Annotated in this window: 22 protein-coding genes and 1 tRNA gene; 12 read left to right on the top strand and 11 right to left on the bottom strand. The window is 52.0% G+C overall.

Going from position 1 to position 20,725, the window contains the following annotated elements; genetic code table 11:
* Nucleotides 1-43: 43 nt before the first annotated feature.
* Both H5P27_RS10575 and H5P27_RS20220 read right to left on the bottom strand, forming a co-directional pair.
* Nucleotides 44-128 (bottom strand) — tRNA-Leu (locus tag H5P27_RS10575).
* A gap of 80 nt (nucleotides 129-208) precedes the next feature.
* On the bottom strand, nucleotides 209-376 hold the full coding sequence (locus H5P27_RS20220) for a FeoB-associated Cys-rich membrane protein (RefSeq protein WP_185660356.1): 168 nt from the start codon (nucleotides 374-376) through the stop codon (nucleotides 209-211).
* Between the two features lie 83 nt (nucleotides 377-459).
* Between H5P27_RS20220 and H5P27_RS10565 the strand changes: the two genes are divergently transcribed.
* From H5P27_RS10565 to H5P27_RS19945, 3 genes are all read left to right on the top strand, one after another.
* On the top strand, nucleotides 460-687 hold the full coding sequence (locus tag H5P27_RS10565; RefSeq protein WP_185660355.1) for a FeoA family protein: 228 nt from the start codon (nucleotides 460-462) through the stop codon (nucleotides 685-687).
* 26 nt (nucleotides 688-713) lie between these two features.
* Nucleotides 714-2,936 (top strand): ferrous iron transport protein B, encoded by a 2,223-nt coding sequence (gene feoB / locus H5P27_RS10560; RefSeq protein WP_185660354.1) that lies wholly within the window; start codon nucleotides 714-716, stop codon nucleotides 2,934-2,936.
* Nucleotides 2,937-3,000: 64 nt separating this feature from the next.
* On the top strand, nucleotides 3,001-3,123 hold the full coding sequence (locus H5P27_RS19945) for a hypothetical protein (protein ID WP_281384306.1): 123 nt from the start codon (nucleotides 3,001-3,003) through the stop codon (nucleotides 3,121-3,123).
* Nucleotides 3,124-3,267: 144 nt separating this feature from the next.
* Here H5P27_RS19945 and H5P27_RS10555 read toward each other — a convergent pair whose 3' ends face one another.
* Complete coding sequence (locus tag H5P27_RS10555) at nucleotides 3,268-4,359, bottom strand: DUF481 domain-containing protein (protein WP_185660353.1); 1,092 nt, start codon at nucleotides 4,357-4,359, stop codon at nucleotides 3,268-3,270.
* A gap of 242 nt (nucleotides 4,360-4,601) precedes the next feature.
* Here H5P27_RS10555 and cysE point away from each other — a divergent pair, with 242 nt between their 5' ends.
* Entirely contained in the window at nucleotides 4,602-5,426 is an 825-nt protein-coding gene (cysE, locus tag H5P27_RS10550) for a serine O-acetyltransferase (protein WP_185660352.1), read from the top strand.
* On the opposite strand, the gene H5P27_RS10545 is transcribed toward cysE, so the two are convergent.
* Nucleotides 5,423-5,626, bottom strand: a complete 204-nt coding sequence (locus H5P27_RS10545) for a hypothetical protein (RefSeq protein ID WP_185660351.1) — start codon at nucleotides 5,624-5,626, stop codon at nucleotides 5,423-5,425. The two genes, cysE and H5P27_RS10545, sit on opposite strands and share 4 nt — an antisense overlap.
* 316 nt (nucleotides 5,627-5,942) lie before the next feature.
* On the opposite strand from H5P27_RS10545, the gene aroC reads away from it, so the two are divergent.
* The 3 genes from aroC (at nucleotide 5,943) to H5P27_RS10530 (ending at nucleotide 8,337) form a co-directional block, all read left to right on the top strand.
* Nucleotides 5,943-7,037 carry a chorismate synthase gene (gene aroC, locus H5P27_RS10540; protein ID WP_185660350.1) on the top strand — a complete coding sequence of 365 codons (1,095 nt, stop codon included), beginning with the start codon at nucleotides 5,943-5,945 and terminating at the stop codon, nucleotides 7,035-7,037.
* An 8-nt stretch (nucleotides 7,038-7,045) separates the two neighbouring features.
* A complete protein-coding gene (locus H5P27_RS10535; protein ID WP_185660349.1) occupies nucleotides 7,046-7,780 on the top strand; it encodes a GTP-binding protein in 735 nt (244 codons plus the stop codon).
* Between the two features lie 176 nt (nucleotides 7,781-7,956).
* Entirely contained in the window at nucleotides 7,957-8,337 is a 381-nt protein-coding gene (locus tag H5P27_RS10530; RefSeq protein ID WP_185660348.1) for an acyl-CoA thioesterase, read from the top strand.
* A 2-nt stretch (nucleotides 8,338-8,339) separates the two neighbouring features.
* Here the strand turns inward: H5P27_RS10530 and coaBC are convergent, their stop codons facing one another.
* Nucleotides 8,340-9,572 carry a bifunctional phosphopantothenoylcysteine decarboxylase/phosphopantothenate--cysteine ligase CoaBC gene (gene coaBC / locus H5P27_RS10525; protein ID WP_221774679.1) on the bottom strand — a complete coding sequence of 411 codons (1,233 nt, stop codon included), beginning with the start codon at nucleotides 9,570-9,572 and terminating at the stop codon, nucleotides 8,340-8,342.
* Between the two features lie 66 nt (nucleotides 9,573-9,638).
* Between coaBC and H5P27_RS10520 the strand changes: the two genes are divergently transcribed.
* Nucleotides 9,639-10,565 carry a hypothetical protein gene (locus tag H5P27_RS10520; RefSeq protein WP_185660347.1) on the top strand — a complete coding sequence of 309 codons (927 nt, stop codon included), beginning with the start codon at nucleotides 9,639-9,641 and terminating at the stop codon, nucleotides 10,563-10,565.
* On the opposite strand, the gene dinB is transcribed toward H5P27_RS10520, so the two are convergent.
* On the bottom strand, nucleotides 10,562-11,608 hold the full coding sequence (gene dinB / locus H5P27_RS10515; RefSeq protein WP_339382595.1) for a DNA polymerase IV: 1,047 nt from the start codon (nucleotides 11,606-11,608) through the stop codon (nucleotides 10,562-10,564). The genes H5P27_RS10520 and dinB overlap by 4 nt on opposite strands.
* Here dinB and H5P27_RS10510 point away from each other — a divergent pair.
* Both H5P27_RS10510 and H5P27_RS10505 read left to right on the top strand, forming a co-directional pair.
* On the top strand, nucleotides 11,604-12,473 hold the full coding sequence (locus H5P27_RS10510) for a TrmH family RNA methyltransferase (RefSeq protein WP_425511341.1): 870 nt from the start codon (nucleotides 11,604-11,606) through the stop codon (nucleotides 12,471-12,473). The two genes, dinB and H5P27_RS10510, sit on opposite strands and share 5 nt — an antisense overlap.
* A 96-nt stretch (nucleotides 12,474-12,569) precedes the next feature.
* Nucleotides 12,570-12,938 (top strand): thioredoxin domain-containing protein, encoded by a 369-nt coding sequence (locus H5P27_RS10505; RefSeq protein WP_185660345.1) that lies wholly within the window; start codon nucleotides 12,570-12,572, stop codon nucleotides 12,936-12,938.
* Nucleotides 12,939-13,024: 86 nt separating this feature from the next.
* On the opposite strand, the gene H5P27_RS10500 is transcribed toward H5P27_RS10505, so the two are convergent.
* Entirely contained in the window at nucleotides 13,025-14,917 is a 1,893-nt protein-coding gene (locus tag H5P27_RS10500; protein ID WP_185660344.1) for an HDOD domain-containing protein, read from the bottom strand.
* A 232-nt stretch (nucleotides 14,918-15,149) separates the two neighbouring features.
* Between H5P27_RS10500 and H5P27_RS10495 the strand changes: the two genes are divergently transcribed.
* Nucleotides 15,150-15,929 carry a class I SAM-dependent methyltransferase gene (locus tag H5P27_RS10495; RefSeq protein ID WP_185660343.1) on the top strand — a complete coding sequence of 260 codons (780 nt, stop codon included), beginning with the start codon at nucleotides 15,150-15,152 and terminating at the stop codon, nucleotides 15,927-15,929.
* Between the two features lie 14 nt (nucleotides 15,930-15,943).
* On the opposite strand, the gene H5P27_RS10490 is transcribed toward H5P27_RS10495, so the two are convergent.
* Nucleotides 15,944-17,797 (bottom strand): glycosyltransferase family 39 protein, encoded by a 1,854-nt coding sequence (locus H5P27_RS10490; RefSeq protein WP_185660342.1) that lies wholly within the window; start codon nucleotides 17,795-17,797, stop codon nucleotides 15,944-15,946.
* A 165-nt stretch (nucleotides 17,798-17,962) separates the two neighbouring features.
* Nucleotides 17,963-18,361, bottom strand: coding sequence for a type IV pilin protein (locus H5P27_RS19940; protein WP_185660341.1), 399 nt, complete (start codon nucleotides 18,359-18,361; stop codon nucleotides 17,963-17,965).
* A gap of 207 nt (nucleotides 18,362-18,568) precedes the next feature.
* Here H5P27_RS19940 and H5P27_RS10480 point away from each other — a divergent pair, with 207 nt between their 5' ends.
* Nucleotides 18,569-19,711, top strand: coding sequence for a DUF481 domain-containing protein (locus H5P27_RS10480; RefSeq protein WP_185660340.1), 1,143 nt, complete (start codon nucleotides 18,569-18,571; stop codon nucleotides 19,709-19,711).
* A gap of 13 nt (nucleotides 19,712-19,724) precedes the next feature.
* On the opposite strand, the gene rsfS is transcribed toward H5P27_RS10480, so the two are convergent.
* Nucleotides 19,725-20,105 carry a ribosome silencing factor gene (gene rsfS, locus H5P27_RS10475; RefSeq protein ID WP_185660339.1) on the bottom strand — a complete coding sequence of 127 codons (381 nt, stop codon included), beginning with the start codon at nucleotides 20,103-20,105 and terminating at the stop codon, nucleotides 19,725-19,727.
* Between the two features lie 12 nt (nucleotides 20,106-20,117).
* Nucleotides 20,118-20,705: a nicotinate-nucleotide adenylyltransferase gene (gene nadD / locus H5P27_RS10470; protein WP_185660338.1), complete on the bottom strand. Its 588-nt coding sequence runs from the start codon at nucleotides 20,703-20,705 to the stop codon at nucleotides 20,118-20,120.
* Nucleotides 20,706-20,725: the final 20 nt, after the last annotated feature.

Below are 20,725 nucleotides of genomic sequence, written 5' to 3'. Positions count from 1 at the left end.
CTCGATTTGGCCAAAAAAAAAGACCGCGTATCGCGGCCATATTTGGTGCTCAGGGGGGGACTCGAACCCCCATGCCGTTAAGCACTGCCGCCTGAAGACAGCGTGTCTACCAATTTCACCACCTGAGCATAGGTTTTGGGAAGGGCGAAACAAAAAGTGATTTCCGCTTGGCCTGCAAGCGCTTTGTGCCAATGGCGGCCCTTCTCATTCAGGGTTTCTTCAAAAAGGCAGGCTTGCTCTGTGAACAGCGGCAATTGCCTCCGCATGCGGAATTGTCCGCCTTCCTTTTCCTTTCCTGCAAGCGACGGCGTACCAGATAAGAAGCGGCTAAAATTACTATTAGAGCGACTACTGCTCCTTCTGCGGTAATGTTCATTTGGGCAAAATCCAAGTTGACTTTCCTTTAAGTATACTGAAACTCGATCTCAACAAGCACGAACTTACGAGAGGGACACGAACTTGAAAACGCTCAACGATCTTACCAAGGGACAAACTGCTCGAATCAGCTGTTATCTGCCACGTTTCACAGCAGCTCGCCGATTGATGGAGCTCGGGCTCATGCCGGGAACTTTGGTTCGCTTCGTTAAGGCGGCCCCGCTCGGCGATCCGATCGCGCTGGAGGTAGATGGGCGTCATCTGAGTCTTCGCAGGGTGGACGCTGCGCAGATTAACGTGCAGTCCGTTTGAGGCGAGTTTAGCGATTTTAAGATAAAGTGGCTACTGATATGGTCCCGTCAGTGAACGGGCTAGTACGCATCGCTTTGCTAGGTAATCCGAATACCGGCAAGAGCACTCTTTTTAATTGCCTAACTGGTTTGCGGCAAAAGGTCGGAAATTATCCGGGGGTTACCGTACAGCGTAAGACGGGCCGGATGCTTTTCGGAACGAAGGTAGCTGAGATCATCGACTTGCCGGGCACCTACAGCCTTGCGGCGGATTCACCCGACGAGCGTGTAGTAGTGGATGCCTTGCTGGGGGAATTGGAGACAATTGCTCGCCCTGATTTGGTGCTTTTCATTGTAGATGCCACGAATTTGCAGCGAAACCTCTTTCTCGCCTTCCAGGCAGCTCAATTGGGTATACCGATGGTCTTGGCGCTGAACCATTGGGATTCGGCTCGTAAAAGAAATATCGTGATCGACGTTGAGCGATTGAGCCAAGAGCTCGGTTTGCCGGTGGTGCCGATTTCGGCCGCGAGAGCGGAAGGGATTCCTCAGCTCAAGAAGAGCCTGCTCGATGCCATGGAAAGCAAGCCTATGTTGGCTGAACCCGTTTGGCCAAAAGAGGTGCAAGCTGCTATGGAAGAGGCCAAAAGCGAACTTCCTGAAAAAGTGCATTCCTCGCTTTCGCGTGCAGTTCTTTTCCGCAGTGTTTTTGACGAAGATAAAAGCTTTTTCATCCGGGAAGGGGCGAGTGAAGCGGAAGCTCTTTCCGCGATCGAAAAAGGGCGTAAAGGCATTTTCAAGAGCGGTCTAAACGCCGGAAACGCTGAGACGGTTCTTCTTTATCGCCACATCAAAGAAAAGATATCGCCCTGTGTGGATGTCGCCCATTCCCGTTCAACCAGCGGGAGCGAATCGATTGACGCAATTCTAACCCATCGGATTTGGGGCTTGGTTGCATTTCTCGGTTTGATGTACGTGGTTTTCCAATCGGTCTATAGCTGGGCAGGACCCTTCATGGATCTTATCGATGCCGGTAAAGGCGTTGTACAAGATCTGGTGGGCGGCTGGTTAACGTCGTGGCCTATGCTACAGAGTCTGGCGACCGATGGCATCGTGGAAGGCGTTGGAGCGGTCTTTATCTTTTTGCCGCAAATCCTTATCCTTTTCTTCTTCATCACCTTGTTAGAAGATACTGGATACATGGCGAGAGCGGCCTTCCTCATGGATAAGCTATTCAGCTGGTGCGGGCTCTCCGGGAAGAGCTTCGTTCCTTTGCTATCCAGTTATGCTTGCGCAATTCCCGGAGTAATGGCGGCTCGTACGATTCAGGATCCCAAGGCCAGAATCATTACCGTTCTTTTATCCCCCTTTATGAGTTGTTCGGCAAGATTGCCGGTCTACGTGCTCTTGATTGGAGCTTTTATCGAGCCAACCTACGGGGCGACTATCGCGGGGGCTTCGCTCTTTGCCATGCACTTCGTTGGCCTACTTGTTGCCATGCCTTTTGTGTATGTAGCGAACAAGTACGTCCTCAAAATACCTCCCCAAGCATTCGTTTTGGAGATGCCATCCTACCAGGTACCAAAAGTTCGGGATGTGTCTTTACGGATGTATAACCAAGGCAAGGAATTCGTGAGAAATGCCGGCACCGTGATCTTTGCTATTACCATTGTAATCTGGGCCTTGCTGTATTTTCCTCGTAGCGAAGAGGTGGCGGAGTCGGTTACGGCCGAGTTTGTTCAAACGCAGGCTTCTGAACTCGGCCTTGAGTCGAATGACATATTGGAGCAGATAGAAAGCGACGAGGAAATGGCGGCAGCCTTGGAACGTAAGGTTATGTCCGCCTATGTGGAGCAGAGCTACATGGGGCGTATTGGCAAAACCGTACAGCCTGTATTCGCTTTGGCAGGATTTGACTGGAAAATCACCGTGGGGGTAATTGCCAGCTTCCCAGCTCGCGAGGTCATTATTTCTACCCTTGGAATCATCTACAGCTTGGGTGGAGACACGGATGAGGAAAGCAGCGACTTGCGTCAGACAATGGCTGCGCAGAAATGGCAGGACGGACCGCGAATGGGCGAACCGATCTATACGATCCCAGTGGTGAGCGCGATCATGGTTTTCTTTGCTCTATGCCAACAGTGCGGAGCCACGGTGGCAGTTATCTCCCAAGAGACGAGTTGGAAGTATGGCGTGTTCTCGTTCGTTTTTATGACAACGCTTGCTTGGATCATGGCGACCTTGGTCTACCAGATAGGGAGTCTTCTCTGACGTCTTTCTAATGGGAGCTTTCTAGCCACTTGACGGAAGACTGGAATGCGAGAACGCTGCTCGCATGAACCGCGTCGAGAGAATGGATACAGCCACGTTCCGCCGCCGCGTGGTGGCAGGTTCGTTCCCCGAGTATCCAGATTTGGGATCTGCGATGAACGAATGGAGCGTCGTGCAGGCGAATTGAAGAAAGCGTTGCGATTAGCGGGCCGGAAATTACCAGGCCATCAAATGCCCACTGCAAGCCCTAGCGAATGTGGGTTTTGCTTTAAGAAATGAAAAAGCCGCATCCTTTGTTTGGATACGGCTTGAATTAAAAGTTAGTCGAGGCTTAGAGCCACTTGAGTACCATTCGGATGTAGTAAGTGGTGTCGAGCTCTTCGAGGTTGCTCACATCCGCTTCGCTATCGTACTTGAAGTTGACGCCCGTACGAAGACTCCAACCCTCCGCCTTTAGAGGGAGGTCCAAACTCGTGTCGTGAACGGCACGGAAGTTTGAGAAGTCATCGATGGTAGGCGTGAAGGTCGTGCGATTGACCCAAGTGCCCCACTTGAGGGTTTCCTTGTGGGTGAATCCAAGGTCCAAACTCGCGGAACTAGTGGAGGAGCGCGGCGTGTAGCCAGTGATCTCGCCCGCGTCGTTCAAGACTGGGAGGTCGTCATAGGATTCGAAGATGTAACCGAGACCGCCGCGGAGGCTCATCTTGCGAGTTTCCGTATCCGATAGGATACGACCGAAACCGGCCGCCACGGTGAAGTACTGTTCGATTTCCTTGATCGCGTCATAGCCAAATTCGCTACGGACGTACCAGTTATAGTTCTCGGTGAACTTGTTGGAGTAATCGACCCCGCCATTCGCGTCGTCGGCACTCTTGACGCCATCCGCATCTTCGAAGTTGGCCTTGGCGTAGAAGGCGAGCGTGTCGGCTTCACCGTCAAGAGTAGCTCGGAAAGAGGCGGCCATGCCGTTGGAATCCGAATTACCGCTTTTGCCTGTCAGGTCAAAAGCTGCCTCGTAGGCCCACTTGCGTTCGAAATTGCTGTACTTCGCTTCTTGGCGGAGAGCTGAGGGGCTCTTTTCGCCGGGCTGCCAGCTTTCCGAAATCTTAGCGACCGTAGTGTTCATTTCGCCCGCTTCGGAGTCTACCACGAGCCCCTCCTCGCTGCCAGTGACTGGACCGAGGTAAGTGGAGCCATCTTCGAGAGAGAGGTACAAGGGATCGTCGGTGCTCATGGAGGCGACTTTATCCTGTTCTATTTGGATCTTTCCGGCGAAATCGGTGGATATCGTGATCTTTCCACCGTCGATACCCAATACCTTGCCGTTGATTGTCGATCCGCCCACTGTGTAAATCACATCAGCGGATGCGGCGCTTACGAGAAACGCCAACGCGGTTAAGCTTATAGCTTTTGTCAGTTTCATTGTTTTTGTTAACTGGGTTTTGGTTAAACTACTGTCTCTAAAAGATCCCAAAAGAAGCGTTTGTCCAGATATACATTTAACTTTGGATCAGCAGTTTATGAAAAAAATATAACATGTTCAGCTCCTGTTCATATTTGGAGCTGAGGCTATTTTGGCGAGGTTGATGCTCGACTCGCTTAGATTACGATTGTCGCTCTGCAGTCTGACACCCAGAGTGGCCGTTCCTTCCACCAAGGAGCGAAATGACTGAAGAATTAGAAGCGATCTGGAAATCTTTGCGCGATGAGGCTGCTGCGGCGGCTGACTCGGAGCGTTTGCTCGTCGCCTATTTGCAGGAAACTATCTTGGGCCAAAAGTCCCTGGAAGCAGCGCTTAGCTATACTTTGGCTTCCAAGCTCAAGGACGAGATTCTGCCTAGCATTACGCTAAGAGATCTCTTTCTGGAGATTTTTGAAGAGGACGAGGTTTTGCGGGAGGCGATCCGAATCGATTTGCAGGCGGTTCGAGATAGGGATCCTGCTGCGAATGGCTACCTCTCGCCATTTTTGTTTTTCAAGGGCTTCAGCGCCCTGTCTTCCTTCCGCTTCGCTAACCATTTGTGGAAGGACAACCGGAGACCGCTCGCTCTCTACCTTCAGTCGCTGATTTCGAAAACTTTCGGGGTAGATATTCATCCCGCTGCCACGATCGGGAAGGGGATTTTAATTGACCATGCAACGGGTGTGGTGATCGGAGAAACGGCTGTGGTCGGGGATAATGTTTCGCTGCTGCACAATGTTACGCTTGGTGGTACTGGCAAGCAGCGTGGAGATCGCCACCCGAAGGTGGGCGATGGGGTCTTGATCGCGGCCGGAGCGAAGGTGCTCGGCAATATAAAGATTGGAAACGGTGCCAAGATTGGAGCTGGAAGCGTGGTGTTACGTTCCGTGGATCCGCATTGCACAGTTGTTGGGGTTCCAGCAAAGTCGGTTGGTACCTGCATAGAAAGCGCCCCAGCCCTCGGAATGAATCAACAAATCGAAGACGGGGGCGCTGATTCGCCAGCTCCGCTGGACTACCAGGTTTAGTTGGTAAGGTCTTTGATGCCGTCAGCGGCTTCATCGGCTGCGTCCTTAGCTTCGTCTGCCATCTTTTCAGCGGCATCTCCAGCTTCGTCGGCAGCCTTTTCCATGTCGTCGCCAACTTCGCTATCGCTACAAGCGGTAAGTCCAAGAGCTGCGACAACGGTAAATAGTGATAGAAGGTGAGTTAACTTGAATTTTTTCATAGGCCTCCTCCAACGCTAGTTGCATGCCAAGTCTGAATCTTTCGCTTCATTTTTGCCGTTGGTCGAGTATGCAAAGGATTAGGTAGATACCGAGACGAGCCCGAAGCGCTTCTTTTCGTGCGTTTAGCAATCCGCCCGAGGTTGCATTTGGCATTCTGCATGTTTCTGCATGATTTCCTAACTGAGAGGCGTGTTCGAACCGCATCGCTATTTCGTGGAAGGACCTCTTTGGGAGCATTTTCCCCTCGAGGAATAAGAAATCTAGAGAATTATATCGCGGCTTGATTCATGTCGCCTCCTCCGTACTGTGCCCGCCATGCCTAACGTTTTCGGCAAGCTATTCACTATCAGCACCTGGGGAGAAAGCCACGGTGGCGGAGTCGGCGTGGTCATCGATGGATGCCCCCCGAACCTACCCCTCAGCGAAGCTGATATTCAACCCGAACTCGATCGTCGCCGCCCCGGACAGAGCGAGATCACTACCCCGCGCAAAGAGGCGGACCAAGTCCAGATCCTCTCAGGTGTCTACGAAGGGAAGACCACTGGTACTCCGATTTCGATGCTCGTTTTCAACAAAGACGCTCGTCCCGGCGCTTACTCCGAAATGAAAGAGAAGTTTCGCCCTTCGCACGCCGACTATACTTACCAGACCAAGTACGGCCACCGAAATCCCGAAGGGGGAGGGCGATCCTCCGCTCGCGAGACCATAGGTCGTGTTGCGGCTGGCGCAGTCGCCAAAAAGATTCTCAAGCTAACGTCGGAAATCGAGACTTTGGCGTACGTAACGCGCATTCACGATATTTCGATGCCTGCGGACGCGGAAATCAGCGAATCGGCTATCGAGGCCAACATCGTCCGTTGTCCGCATGAAGGCACAGCGGAAGCGATGATCGAGCGTATCAAGGAGGCCCGTTCCAAAGGAGATTCAGTTGGCGGCGTGGTGGAATGCCGGATACGAAATTTGCCAGTGGGATTGGGCGAACCAGTTTTCGATCGCTTCGAAGCGGACCTAGGTAAGGCAATGCTCTCCTTGCCGGCAACCAAGGGATTCGAGGTCGGCAGTGGCTTTGAGGGAACGCTCCTCAAAGGCTCTGAGCACAACGATTTGTTCGAGAATCGGGATGGCCGAGTGCGCACGAAGACAAACTTGTCTGGAGGCGTGCAAGGTGGGATCACCAATGGCGAAGACGTCGTATTTCGCGTCGCTTTCAAGCCGACCGCAACCATTCTACAAGAGCAAGCTACGGTAGATTTGTCTGGCGAAGAGACCACTTTGATGGGGCGGGGAAGACACGATCCTTGCGTTGTTCCACGTGCAATTCCAATCGTAGAGGCGATGGCCAACATGGTGGTATTGGACCACTTGATGCGCCAGCACGCTCAAAATAGCCTTTTCACTTTCGAAGCCTAGTTCAAGTCATGGGAAAGCCGCTCGTCTACTTGGTTCTTGGTTGCAAGGGGTCCGAACAATTCAAGGTCGTGTCGGACCTGATCGAGTTCGGAACCTCAGCGGAAGAAAGCGCAGCGGTTTATTATTCATCGCATGACGAGGATGACTTTTCTTCAGATTTCGGCGTTAAACACCGCCAGGCCGCTACGGGCGTTTATCAATTTTCAGGCCGGAGCTTGGACCTAACCGTCGAGGGAGAACCGGACCTCGTCTTTATCGTAGCTGATGGTCTGGCCAATCCTTCGGACGTAGTGGAAGCTTTCCACGCTTGGTTGCCCGAGAGTGGTTGTGAGCTGGCTCGAGTTCTGACTGTACTCAATTGCGATCTCGCGGTGGAGCGAAAGGTAGCTTTCGCTTGGTTTGAATGCTGTATCCACTTTTCGGATGTGGTCCTGTTGGCGAAGCGTGAGAACGTCGCCAACAAATCGATGAAAGCCTTCCTCGATCATTACGAGGAGGAGTGTTATCCCTGCCTCTGGGTTTACGTTAAGAAAGGCCGCGTGAACAATCCCTCTCTGGTTCTCGATATTCAGGCCCGCCGCATCACCAGAATTTTCGATGTGCCCGAGGTCTTTGATGACGACGAGGAAGAGGATTACCTGGACGAAGAGATAGCCGGGGATATCACGAAAGACCGTTTTCTGAAGTGTATCTCGGGCGGACATCGAGCCCTTGAATTGCCGGATATCAGCAAGTTCCTTTAGCCGCTGAAATACCTTGGTATTTGGGCTGGCCCCTTATTTCGCTCCCTCCAGATTGGAAAAGATAAGGTGATTTTGCGTCTTCCTTAGATTCGAGATTCTGCTGATTGGCTAGAACGGAGGCTTAGAATAGCGCTTCCCTTGCCTTCGCGACTCGAACGTGGAAGGCAGTTGGGCTTATGAAGTTTTTTTCGCGGAAATGGATCAGGCCCGAGGACCTGAATTCGAACGGGACTCTCTTTGGCGGGCGCTTGCTTGCCTGGATCGATGAAGAGGCGGCGATTTATGCCATGTGCCAGTTGGGGAACAACCGGCATTTGGTGACGAAATTCATGTCGGAAATCGATTTTGTCAGCTCGGCTCGGCAGGGCGAAGTCATTGAAATTGGAGTTGAGTTTGTGTCGTTTGGCCGGACCTCGATTACGATGAAGGCCGAGGTTCGCAACAAGGCGAGTAAGCAGACAATTATCGCTATCAACCGGATTGTATTCGTAAATCTAGACAGCGAAGGGAAAGCCCTGCCGCACGGCTTAACGACGCCGGTATCCACAAGCGACTGAGCTTAGTCGGATCCCTGAAATTGCTTAGCGATCCAGTCTACAAGCTGGGTCGCTACTTCGCTCTTGGGAAGCTCTTGCAAGGATTGTATCGAATCCTTCTCTACAAAATGGACTGTATTTGAGTCCTTTCCGAAAACGGAGCCATTGCTGACGTTGTTAGCGACGATCAGGTCGCAATTTTTGCTAGCTAGCTTCTTCTGGGCGTATTCGATCAGATTGTCGGTTTCCGCAGCGAAGCCGATCACCACGCTTGGTCTTTGCCCCTCAGGCAAGGTGCCTACGCTTTTGGCGATGTCTGGGTTTTCTTCGAAAGTTAGATCCAAACCGCTCTCTTTTTTGATTTTGCTGTCCGAGGAATTGGATACACGGAAGTCACAAACGGCGGCGCAGCCGACATAGATGTCGGCGGGCAACGAATTGTGCACGGCCGCTTTCATTTCGAGGGCGGATTCAACTGACACGACTCTTAGCTTAGGGTGCTGAGGGGCGGGATCCTTTATGTTGCCCGCTACTAGGGTGACATCCGCTCCGGCTTTGGCCAAGGAGATCGCGATAGCATTGCCCTGTTTTCCTGAAGAGAAATTGCTGATGTAGCGTACAGAATCGATGCGCTCGATAGTCCCTCCCGCGGTTACAATCGCCGTTTTGCCCTTCAGCGTTTCGGCAGAATCGAAGTGGTTGGCGATAGCCTGCAGAACGGTGCTTGGCTCGGCCATTTTCCCTTCGCCCACTTCACCGCAGGCTAGCGTATCGGTTTGGGGAGGCACTATGATCGCTCCATCGGCTTCGACTTGTGAGAGATTACGTCTAAAAGCAGCGTTCTCCCACATCGCCGTGTTCATGCTGGGAGCGATCAGGACGGGTTTGTTGCGAGCCAAGAGCACAGAAGAGGCAAGATCGTCGCCGAGGCCGTTTGCCATTTTGGCCACGATTCCCGCGGTCGCCGGAGCAATGACGATCAGGTCCGCCCGGCGCGAAAGCTCGATGTGGTTCATCTCGAAAGAGTGTTCGTCCCACATTTTTGTATGAGCCCGCCGCCCGGTCAGTGCTTCAACCGAAAGAGGAGTGATAAAGGCCTCGCCCCCTTCCGTCAAAACACCCTCCACGCTGGCGCCGGCCTTGGTCAAAAGCCTTATGAGCTCGAGGGCTTTGTAGGCAGCGATGCTGCCGGTAACGATGAGGGTTATTCTTTTTCCAGAGAGAGAGGACATATCGATCGGGCAGCTTGATGTCATTTGCCTGTCACGACAAGGCGAGATTGGAGGTGCAAAGTTTGAGGATAGTCGGATAGCCTTCAGAAAGTGGATCTAGATGAGCAAACCTTAGAAGAATTCGTTCGAACAGAGAGAGCAAGCTACCAGCTTGAAGGGCTGGGGATGGACGAGAGCTTGGTTCTGAGTGATCTCCGTTCTGGGATTAAGAGAGATTTTGAGGAACTCCGGGAGGAATCAGTCTGCGAGTCTCGCCATGGCTCCTGTAATCTTGCCGGTACAAAGCCTGTCGATTTTGCGGAGCAATTGGTCGATTTGGGAGAAGGGCGAAAGGTGATTTGCGGGATTCGCTTTTTGGGCATGAATTTGGCCAGGCCTTTCGTTAAGTTGACCGCGAATTTCGCTTGGGAATCAACAGAGCAAATTCTGAGTACTTATCAATGCTTGCTCGCGGATCGTTTTGCGATGTTTTCCCCGAAATGGATTCAGGTGATGACTCCGAGTGGAGGAGGGAATGCCGGAGGCTCTCTTGAACTGGTCTGTGGAGCTTTATTATTTGCACAAAACAAGAAGTCGGAAATTGAGCCTCCCTTGGAGTTACGATCACCTGCATCGTTGGACTACGATTGGTATCGAAAAATCTACGACGAATTCTTTGCAGAGAATCCGGCCATGAGGGATTGGGTGCAGTGTAATCCTCGCGAAGAGATGGAAGAGTCTTTTTCCCTCGGTTTGTTGCGGGAAGGTTTTTTGGATGGGAGACGAATCGGTTTGATCGCGGCCATACGGGAACCCTACCTCGGTCACGACGCCCTCTACTTCATTGAAATCGCTTTGGAAGCCAGCTGCCGCGGCAGAGGCTTAGGCGCTGTGATGCAGCAACGGTTTCTCGAAGAAGAGCTTGGGGCCGGAATGCTTGCCTGGGGCACCATTGACAGACGCAATTTGAGCTCGCTTCGAACTGCCATTTCCAATGGCCGTAAAATCACTAGGGGTGAGATGTTTTTGGAGCTTTAGCCCCAGTCGAATTGCAACTGCTCGGCGGTGCTCGCCTGTCTTTGGGGATCTGCGAAACGAACGCCTAGCCCAAGGAGGCGAATCGGCTCGGCTCGCCTTTGATAGGATTCGGCTAGTAGGTCCTGAAAGCTCGAAAGTTCGAAAGGGAGTCCGCTTCGCTCGATGGAGCTTCGAGTAAAGTCCGAGTATTTGCACTTCACGAAAATCTTTACGATGGGTCGATCGCTTTTGAAACGAGCTAGGTCGGAGCTAAGTTCTTGAAAGATCTCCGCAGCATGCTGTTGACGCTCGTCGAGCGAATCGAGGTCTTGAGCGTAGGTGCGCTCGCAACTCATGGATTTGCGGATTCGGTGGGAGACTACTTCTCTGTCATCGAGGCCGCGGGCCAGATTATAGAGTTCCAAGCCGAATTTTCCGAAGTGTCTCTGAAGCTCTGGGCGATCGCGAAGTTGTAGCTGTCCGCAGGTTTCGATGCCCATCGAGTACAGACGTTTTGTCGCCTTTTTTCCAACGCCCCATATTTTGGATACGGGAAGATCCTCCATGAATTCGGATACTTGGTCGTCTCTAACTTCGTATTGACCGTTGGGCTTTTTCCAATCGCTTGCGATCTTTGCCAGCATCTTGTTGGCTGCGATTCCGGCTGAGGCATTGAGCCCTGTTGTCTTTTTTATACGAGCTCGGATCTCTTTCGCAATTTCGGCCGCAGGGCGGTCGATATGGCTCACGTCCAAGTACGCCTCATCCAGGGAGAGCGGCTCGATGAGGTCGGTGTAGTCTGCGAATATGGCTCGAATGCGTCGGCTTTCCTTTTGGTAGACCTCGGACCTGACGGGCATAACGATAAGGTGCGGACAGCGCTGCATCGCCTGAAAGGTTGGCATGGCGGAGCGAATGCCAAATTCCCGAGCCTTGTAGTTGCAAGTGGTTAAAACGCCTCTTCGGCTGCTCCGCCCGCCCACTGCCACCGGTTCATTGCGGAGCTGAGGGTGGTCTCGCACCTCGATGGCTGCGTAGAAGCAGTCCATATCGATGTGAATGATCTGTCTCTGCTTGGCGATAGGCTTTGGTGTTGTGAGTTGGCGGCGGTGTGTTGTTTTAACACTGAGTATGTTGACGCCGTTATCGAAGACGAAACTTTCCTATTTTCGAAAGTTCCAGCAAAAGAAAGTGAGAGAAGAGGAGGGGCTTTTCATCATCGAAGGTTGGCACTTAATAGAGGAAGCTCTCAAAGCCTCCCACCCACTGCGGACGCTAATCTACGATCCAACAGCCAAGCGGGATGACAGCGAAAACGAGGTCTTGAAGCTCGCTCTAGAGGCCTGCGATGAGGCCTATGAGGCGGACGCAAGCCAGCTCGAACGGCTATCCGACACGAAGGCATCTCAGGGCGTTTTGGCCCTTGCTGCAAAGGTCGGCTGCTCTTTCGATACGCTTCTGGACCGGTTGCCGAGCGAAGGGTCTGTGCGTCTGATGTTACTCGATGAGCTTGGGGATCCGGGAAATTGTGGGTCGATTGTGCGAGCCTGCGACTGGTTTGGTTTGAACGGTGTTGTGCTCGGTACTGGTTGCGCGGAGTTGGAAAACGGCAAAACGGCTCGCTCCACGATGGGGGGGCTTTTTCATCTACCCATCGCGGTGGGAGTTGATCTAGATTCCGCTTTGGATCGATTGAAGCAACTTGGAGTTCAGATATTCACTACGGAGTTGGATGAGCGGGCGGTCTCGCTGTCGGATTTCAGTTTCCCCGATCGCTGTGCCTTAGTGATTGGGAACGAAGCGCGAGGTGTTTCGGAGATCGTATCCAAAAAGGCGGACGGCAAGTTGTTTGCGCCGAAATTCGGAGAAGGGGAGTCGTTGAATGCAGCCGTCGCGGCGGCAGTATTTCTGGCTCGTTGGCGTCTTTAGAAAATTGTGAAAATCTATGGGCCCCCGACCTATGAAATGGGTGATGTGGCAATCGGGGATTGATTGTTGAGTGACCTTGCTTTGGATGACGCCGGTATGAACTGGATCTCTGATATTGAAGAAGCGTTGGCGAAACGGGCTGCGGAAGGGAAGCGGCTCTTGATGATTTTCAAAGGTAACGGTGACTGGTGCCGCTGGTGCAATGCCTTAGACGCGTTGTTGAAAGAGAGTTCAGCGCTTGACGACTACTTGGAGACGGAAGGCATTCTGGGCGCGAAAATTTTGATTCCCCGCAAAACTGAGGATGTGGAAGGAATCAGAGAGCGATTTGGCATAACCGGAATTCCCTTTCTCGTATTCTATTCGGAGGAAGGAACGGTGGAAGGTACCACTGAATTCATCGACGATGGCGATGCTTCCAGCTACGTGCAATGGATCGAAAGCGTCGACAGCAGCGCCTTCTGAATTCGAAGACGTCTCTCTAGCTTAAGCGGAAAAGCCCGCCCTTCTCAGTGAAGGGCGGGCTTTTTCGAAAGTGGTCTGGGTTGTAACTAGTTCAGCTTGTAGGAGCGTTGCTCGCTCTCGTATTGAACTGTCACGCGGGCCTTTTCGATGCGAACGATTTTAACTCCACTGATAGTGTCGCCTGTTTTGACGATCTTGCCATTCACGCTCGCGAGGGGACGTTTCTCGCTGTAGAAAATGCCGCCCAGAACCACTTCGGGAAAAACTTGTTCCGGCTCGGGCTCTGGTAGTTTTGGCTTGGGAAGCTCGTTTTCCTCCTTCTCGGCGACGAGGTCGGAAGCGTCTGCTTCTTCATGGACAAGTAATTCTTCTTCGGCTGGTTCCGGTGTCGCCGCCAATTCTTGGTCGTCGAAAATCTCCTGTAACGCTTCCTCGGTCTCAGTGATTCCTGACATCTCCTTAGCCTGTTCGATTGCAGAGGCGAGCGAGCTGGTTGGCGCTTCCTCTGCCAGGCTCAAACTCTCACTTGGTTCCTCTGTCGGAACCGTATTCATGAGAGTAATACCTGTTGCGGCAAGGGCGATACAGGCAGCAAGAGCGACCAGAGGCATTAAACTCTTTTTGTTCTGCTTCTCCTCCACTTTGGGCTCGCTCTGCGTCGAAGCAGCTGGGGCTGGAGACGGCTCGGAAGTTGGCTCGCTCTTTTTAACCGCTAGTTTTGGCGAGGCTGGCTCTTGCGTCGGCTCTTTTGCTTCAACCTCTTTTGCTTCCTTTACTTGAGGTTTCTTAGAAGTCTTTCCAGTGCTGGTATCTACCCAGTCCTGCCAGCTATCGGATTTTCCGATTTCGATGATAAATTCTTCGTTGGGCGTGGAGCTAGGATGTTCGGCGTTTTGTCGGTGGTGAACAATTGCGTTTGCCACGTGAACGGCGGCGAGGGCAGAAAAGCTCTTACCGAACGAGTTGACTGGTTGGTGATGGAGAGCGACTGCCTCTGTCAAATTGGTAGGCATGCTCCAGCGAGCCAAGATGTAAGCTCCTGTTTCTGCGTGCGTGCAGCCGAGCAGCTCTTCTTCCGCCTCGTGAAGGGGAATGGACTCCTCGTTGGCCATCTTGATGGCGTCCTGAAATTTCTCTGGTTCTGCATTCAAGTGCACCAGTTTACCAATGTCGTGCATCAAGCCTGCGGTGTAGGCCTCCTCCGCCATGTCGCTGTCGTTTGTCTCGAACTGGCTGATGCGGCGAGCTGCCGTAGCTACCGACATGCTGTGGTGCCACAGCTGATCGGTTATTGCCTTATGGTGTCTCGAGCGCCCGAGTTTGTTGAATACTTCGATCCCGAGAACGAGGTTTTTGACGCTTTCCAAGCCGAGGATACTGACGGCTTCCGATATGTTGGAAACCTTCTGGTCAAACCCGTAATACGAAGAATTGACGGTTTGTAGAACCTTAGCGGAAATCGCCAAGTCTCCCGAGATGCAATCGGCTATGAGTTCGGCGGACGCGTTCTTGCTGTTGAGAGCACTGACGACCTTCAGGTAAATGGAGGGAAGGCTCGGGAACTCGCCCATCTTAGAGATGAGCTCTTTGATCCGAGGATTACCCAGCCAGGTTTCGATCGCGATGCAGCGGTTGATTTCCGTGATGAGCTTGTCCGCGTGACAGGGATTGGGAAGAAAATGGAATTTGGATCCGAGCGTAGACTCGAGTTTCGTTTTCTCTGTTTCGGTAGCAGAAATGAACGGCTGTGCGTCTGGGGCTATCTTGTCCAAGCTTCTTAGCAGGTCGGGCCCGTGGTCGTCGTCAATGGAAAGGGCAACTATGACGACATCGGGAGTGTTCCTTTTGGCTAGTTCAATGCCTTCGGTGGAGTCTCCCGTGCAATCGAGTGTCCACTGGCTGGATTTTGGCTCTAATACCTCGCGGTAGTATTTAAGGGTGTCCTCGCAAGGATCGATTATTAGAATCCGAGTGGTCATGGATAGGAGTTGGTTCCGTCGCTTTTTCTAAGAAAGGTAAGATCTGAGGCGGGCATTAGCCCTTGGGTCGAGTCCTCTGATAAATCGGAAAACTTGGTACGAGCTTAAGGATTCTCTGCTAAACTAACTGGGGTAATCTCACTCCTGTATGATGGTGCTCAGTTTAGCATAGCGAAGCTTACCCAAGGGATTGTGTTTGTTCGCGGCTCGGGTTTGCGCATGCCATGGAAGCATGCCGAGTAGAGGATATCAGTATGGCGGCCTAGAAGCAGAGCTTTATGACGAGCTCGACGAATTGAGTGAGTTCGATGATCTGCATTTCTATGAATGGTTCGCTTCGGCGTCGCCCGGTCCTGTTTTGGATGTCGGTTGCGGTACTGGTCGCGTGCTATTGCCCTTGGTCGAAAAAGGTTTCGAAGTGTGCGGCTTGGATAATTCGCAAGCGATGCTCGATATTTGCCGGGAGCGTCTGCGGGAGGTTGCTGGGGACGCCAAACTTGTGGTGGGCGATATGAGGAGTTTCGATATCGGCGAATCGCGATTCGGAATGGTTATCATACCCGGCTTCAGCATCCAAATGCTGGAAACTGACGACGATATGCTAGCCTGTTTTCGCAATTGCCGCGAGCATCTGCGAGAAGGAGGTCAGCTCTTGGTAACGACACACATGCCCTGGGAAATGATCTGGGATGGCCGGGTGGAAATTCCGATGGAGGAACGTTGCGCTAAAATCCTGCCCAACAATGAAGGAAGCCTCGTGGCTTGGCAGGGATGGAAGATCGACTCGATTTCTCAGAGGTTGCTATTGAAAAACCGCTACGAGCGTCTTGCCGCCGATGGTGATGTGCTCGAAGTGGAGGAAAAGGAAATGTGGATCCGCTGGCACATGCCGCATGACATGATGCGACTATTGGGTGAAGCAGGTTTTTCCGACGTGTCGGTTTATGGCGATTTCGGGTTCGAGCCACCCGAAGCGGATAGCGATTCTATCATCTACCTCGCCGAAGTTTGACAAACGAGTTTGGGCTAGGGGAGAGACTTTTGCCATTTGCGAATCTCTTCGGGCGAGACTCGTCTTATTTGAGCAGTTTCCTCTGCTGTGGTTACTTGCTTGGCGGCGGGGACGTCCGCGGAAATGTCGATGGCGGCTATGCGGCTAATGCGGCAAAAATTGTGTGGCGTGAATGATATTTCCTTTATGGTTTCGAGTGTTACGGCGGGGCCGAGATCATTGTAAGGAAGAGCGGTTTCGATCAACTCTCCGTCTTTTCTTTCTAGCTTGAGATTTTGGAGGATGAAAACCGCATTGTAGGTTTTCAGATCCAGGTGGTTCTTGATCTTTTTCAGAACACCTCGCGCCTTTACCGTGCTCAAATTATTGAGACCGTGGAGCTCAAAAATTCGCGGCATGGTTGTAACAAAGAGATAATTGCCGACAGGGAGTGAATCGGCGAACTCCAGTGCCCATTCGGAACGTTTCGCGATCTCGCTCGTGGAGCTGTATTCGTGAGAGGAATACACTCTAGTTCCATAGACGCCACAGCAAACGAGAGCGATGGAGACTGCTACGCGTAATTTGCCATTTCGTCTGAAAAGGCTCGCTAGCAGTCCGCCCCCGCAGGCAACCAGCAACGTGACAATGGGTATGCTTAATCGCGTAACGATAGGGTCGTCAAACTGTCCGTAGTAGAAGGACATTATCATAGCGAAGTGAAGAAGCGGATACAGGCTCATTATCAGTATCGCTTTTCTTGTATCGCTGGTTCTAATCAACGGCGTTTTGCTAGAGGCGAGTTTACCGATTAAAGCCAGTAGTCCTGCAAAGCCGATGAATGCTACGAAGGGAGACCCTGCGTATGAATCGCTGGGGATGAAAAAGAATTTGTAAGCCCTTTGCAGATTCTCAGCCACATAGGCTATGCTGAAAGTGCCAGCCCCGTCGGTCTTGTATTGGAAGTTTTCTGGGTTCGCGCTGATGGCACGTAACTGCCAGATCACCGGCATGTAGGTGAAGGGGATTAGAAGGATGCTAGGTGAAAGCGTGATACGTTTCGATCGAATCCATTCACTCGCAATCAATATGATGACAGGCACCCCGAGGATGCTAGACTCGTAACGAATATGGGCGACGAGTGCAGTCCCGAAAAGGAGCCTAGCCATGGTCGCCGCGTTAGGATTTTGCTTATAGTCGATCGCAAACCAAGCCACGCCCAGAGCGATGGTCATGTTCAGTATGTCAAACCCGCCGCTACTGGCGTTCTGCCCGAGAATTGGCATCATGCAGGCGAGAAAGAGGGTGAAGTAGGAGGCACTGGTGGAGTGCACCTTTTTGGTGATCGATGCCAGCAGGTAAAGGTAGACGAAGGTGAGAGCGAAATTTAGATAGAACGCGTTCTCGATGCGAAAGCCAAAAACTGAGTGCAGAATCGAAACGAGAAAAGGGAAGAGGAGCGGGCGTTTGTCGATCATCTCAAAGCTTGCCAGCCCTTGCAGCGATGATTCCCGCATCACTGGAATGTGTTCGTTGGCGAGGTTTTGAGCTACGTTGGAAAGTACCTCCTCGTCGAAGGAAACCTTAAAGCCACCTCCCTCTCGGGTGTAGAGGAAAAACGCCCCTAGCAAGGCGCAGGAAGCTAAGACCAGAAAATCCCTATTTTTCCAGAAGCCTTGTTTCTCTTGAAGCAAGGGGATACAGCACCAGACAAAAGTGCCGAAAAGCAGGCACATGTTTAGGTAGCCGAAATCGATGAAGGCTGTTTCGGCTTGCACGACGTCCGGGCCGATGAATGCGAGATAGAACGCGATGCATCCCGCCGCTAGAAAAGCGGGTAGTATCAGTTTTTCGCCTAGTTTCGCTGTGGGAGCCGATTCGAGGGACATTGATGGATGGGATTAACTGTGGGTCGTTCTCTGCTGTTTCATCGACCTTTTGGTTCGGATCCGGAAAAAGAAAAGGCCGTGTCGATTGTATCGACACGGCCTAGTGGAAAGTTGAGCGAGTGATCGTTTTTAGGCGATCAGCTTCTCGTCTCGTTGAACCTTAGCTTACTTGAGCTGACCTTCAGCAGTGAAGGTAAGCGTACCGGTAGTGTTTGTATCGGTGATGAGCTGTGGGTGAGAGATGGTGAAATCGCTGTCGATACCGAGAGTAGTAGCCATTGTGTAGCCAGTTCCTACACGACGAACGTAGTCCTCAAGATCGGATCCAACGGTACCATCGGTGCTGGTGTAGCCAACAGTTACAGTGGTGGTGTTGTTTTCGAGCATGTACTGCTGAGCTGCGGATGCGAGCTGACGAGCGTCATTGGTCACGGCGCTTTCGCGGGAGTCGAGGCGTACCTTCTGGAACGCTGGGATAGCCATAGCAGCCAAGAGGCCGATGATGACCACGACGATCATGATTTCAACGAGAGTAAAACCCTTTTTAGATGTGTTCTTACGCATTATGTTATATTCCTAAGTTTGATGTTCTTATGATGAATTTGGATACGAACATCTTTCTCAACGGCTGGTCTCAGAGAGCCCTTAAACGCTTTGCTCCCCAAATGGGGCTATTTGGATCGAGCAGAGCCTGTTTACTTTTTTTTTCCAATAAGACCGTTGTGTTTTTGCGAAACTCACGCTCCGAATAGAGAACCTAACCTAATGCCAATGAGCCGAATACTCCTATGCCTTTTTATCCTCAAGCTAGCTCTTGGGTGGACGCATTTGGGGGCTGCAGAAACCGAGCTAGCTCAAGCCGTTTTGGACAATGGGGATCGGTTGAGCGGTATTCTTCTCAGTCAGAACGAGAAGGAGGTGGATCTGCAAGTGGACTACCTTGGAAAGGTGGTTTTGCCGCGGGATAGAATCGTCGATCTCATCATTAGCCCTTCAGTGGAAACCTTAGCTGAGAGGGGGAGTGAGGATAGAGTCGGAGAGCCTAAGGAGGGGCAGGGCCCGCCGCCTTCTTCACAACAAAAGGAGCCGATGGGTGAGCGTCCGGAAAAGCAGCTCGCTGATTCTGAAGAAACAAGCGAGGAAGCGGTCAATTCGGACGGCTCGGACATGATCCGAGGAGGCGGCCAAGTGTTGGATCCTCCTAAGCGAATCATCGTGGGCGTTCTGGCGACTTTGTCTGAGCTAGAGGAGGGCTTCAACCCTTTGCCGGCGTGGACGAAGCAGCTACAGTTTGGGTTTAATTCGCTCTCGGGTCGCCAGGAGCAGTCTTCTTTGAACTACAGTTTACAGATGTCGCGCAAGATCGAGAAGAACCAACTGAATTTCAATGCGGCCTACGACTATGGTGAGGCGGACAACACTACTACTCTTGACAAGCTGGCGACCCGCTTTCGCTGGCGAAAAGACATCGGCCCGGGAATTTACTACGAATCGCAATCCGATTACTCATCGGATTCTATCAAGCTTATCGATTCCAACATTGAGCAGAAATTTGGATTGGGAACTCGCTTCATAGACAACACGCGCAGTTCTTTGTCTGCAGGTTTAGGCGCCAGCGGACGTTGGCGTAACTTCGCTGACGATCAAGAAGACGAGGTGGCTTACTTGCTCAATCTTTCGCAGGATTGGGATTACAAAGTGACAGAAAAAGTCGCCTTAAAGCAGGATTTCACTGTTGCGATGCCTTTGGAGCAGTCGGAAGATTACGAGGTAAATTTTGCTGCTTCGCTATCAAGCGCGGTTACGAAATCGATCAATTTCTCGATCCGTTTCCAGTTCGGCTTCGACAATTCTCTAGAGGATGATCTCAAGGAGGACAGGCGTATCATCAGTTCGCTGGGTTACTCCTTCTAAATGAAGCGGCTCGCTAGCGGGCCAAGAGCTTTTCTACGTCTACTGGTACGGCGTCTTTCCAGAGTGACTCTAACTTATAGGTGTCACGAGTTTCTTGGGAGAATAAGTGGATCATGATGTCGAAGGCGTCTACCACGGCCCAGCCGCTAAACTCTCCTTCATCTACTCCGAGAATCTTAACCTTATGGTTTTTCAAGGCTTTGTCCAAATCTCTCCGCAAGGCGCGCAGATGCGCTTCCGCGAGTCCAGAAGCGAGCACCAAGTAGTTTGTAATAGAAGAGGTTTCCCTGACGTCGAGCGCTACGATGTCTTCCGCCTTGGCATCGTCCAAGGTTTTGCAGCAAAGCGCCAGCAGCTCTTCGCCATTTAGTTCTACGTTCGGTTCGGTACTCATAGTGTTTCGCCTCTAAATATAGAGATTTTCGGCCTTGATGTAATCAAACACTTTAGCTGGCAAGAAGTACTTGGCCCCCCGGTGGCTTTTCAGGCGATCGCGGATTTCAGTAGAGCTGATCTGAAGGGGTCTGGGCTCTCCGAGCAGTAGTCGGGTGTGCTCTGGCATCTTGCCACTGGTTTGGTTCTTTGATCCGGGGCGATCGAATGCGATGAAGCTTACCACTCGGGCGAGTTCCTCGATATCCCTCCAGAGGTGAAGTTGAGCGATTTGATCTGCTCCCAGGATCCAGAAAAGCTCTGCTTCCGGGAATTCCTTTTTCAAATTCCTAGCGGTTCGCACGGAGTAGCTCGTGTCCTTGCACTGATAGTCTACATCCGAAGCTTGAAAGCGGTCTTCGTCGCTGGTTGCAAGCTCCACCATTTTCATGCGAGCCTCGGCTGAGGCAGATGGTGATTTCGATTTAAGGGGAGCCTGATAGGCTGGCACGAAGAGAACTTTTTCCAATTCGAACTGCTCCACGGCGTCGAGAGCTATTATTAGGTGCCCCGAGTGGATCGGATCGAAGCTGCCTCCCATGATTCCTATTCTATTGCTCACTTCTCGAAGCCTTTCGTGCT

Source organism: Pelagicoccus albus, assembly GCF_014230145.1.
In the GTDB taxonomy this organism is placed as follows: Bacteria; Verrucomicrobiota; Verrucomicrobiia; order Opitutales; family Opitutaceae; genus Pelagicoccus; species Pelagicoccus albus.
This window is presented reverse-complemented; position numbering and strand designations above follow the sequence as displayed.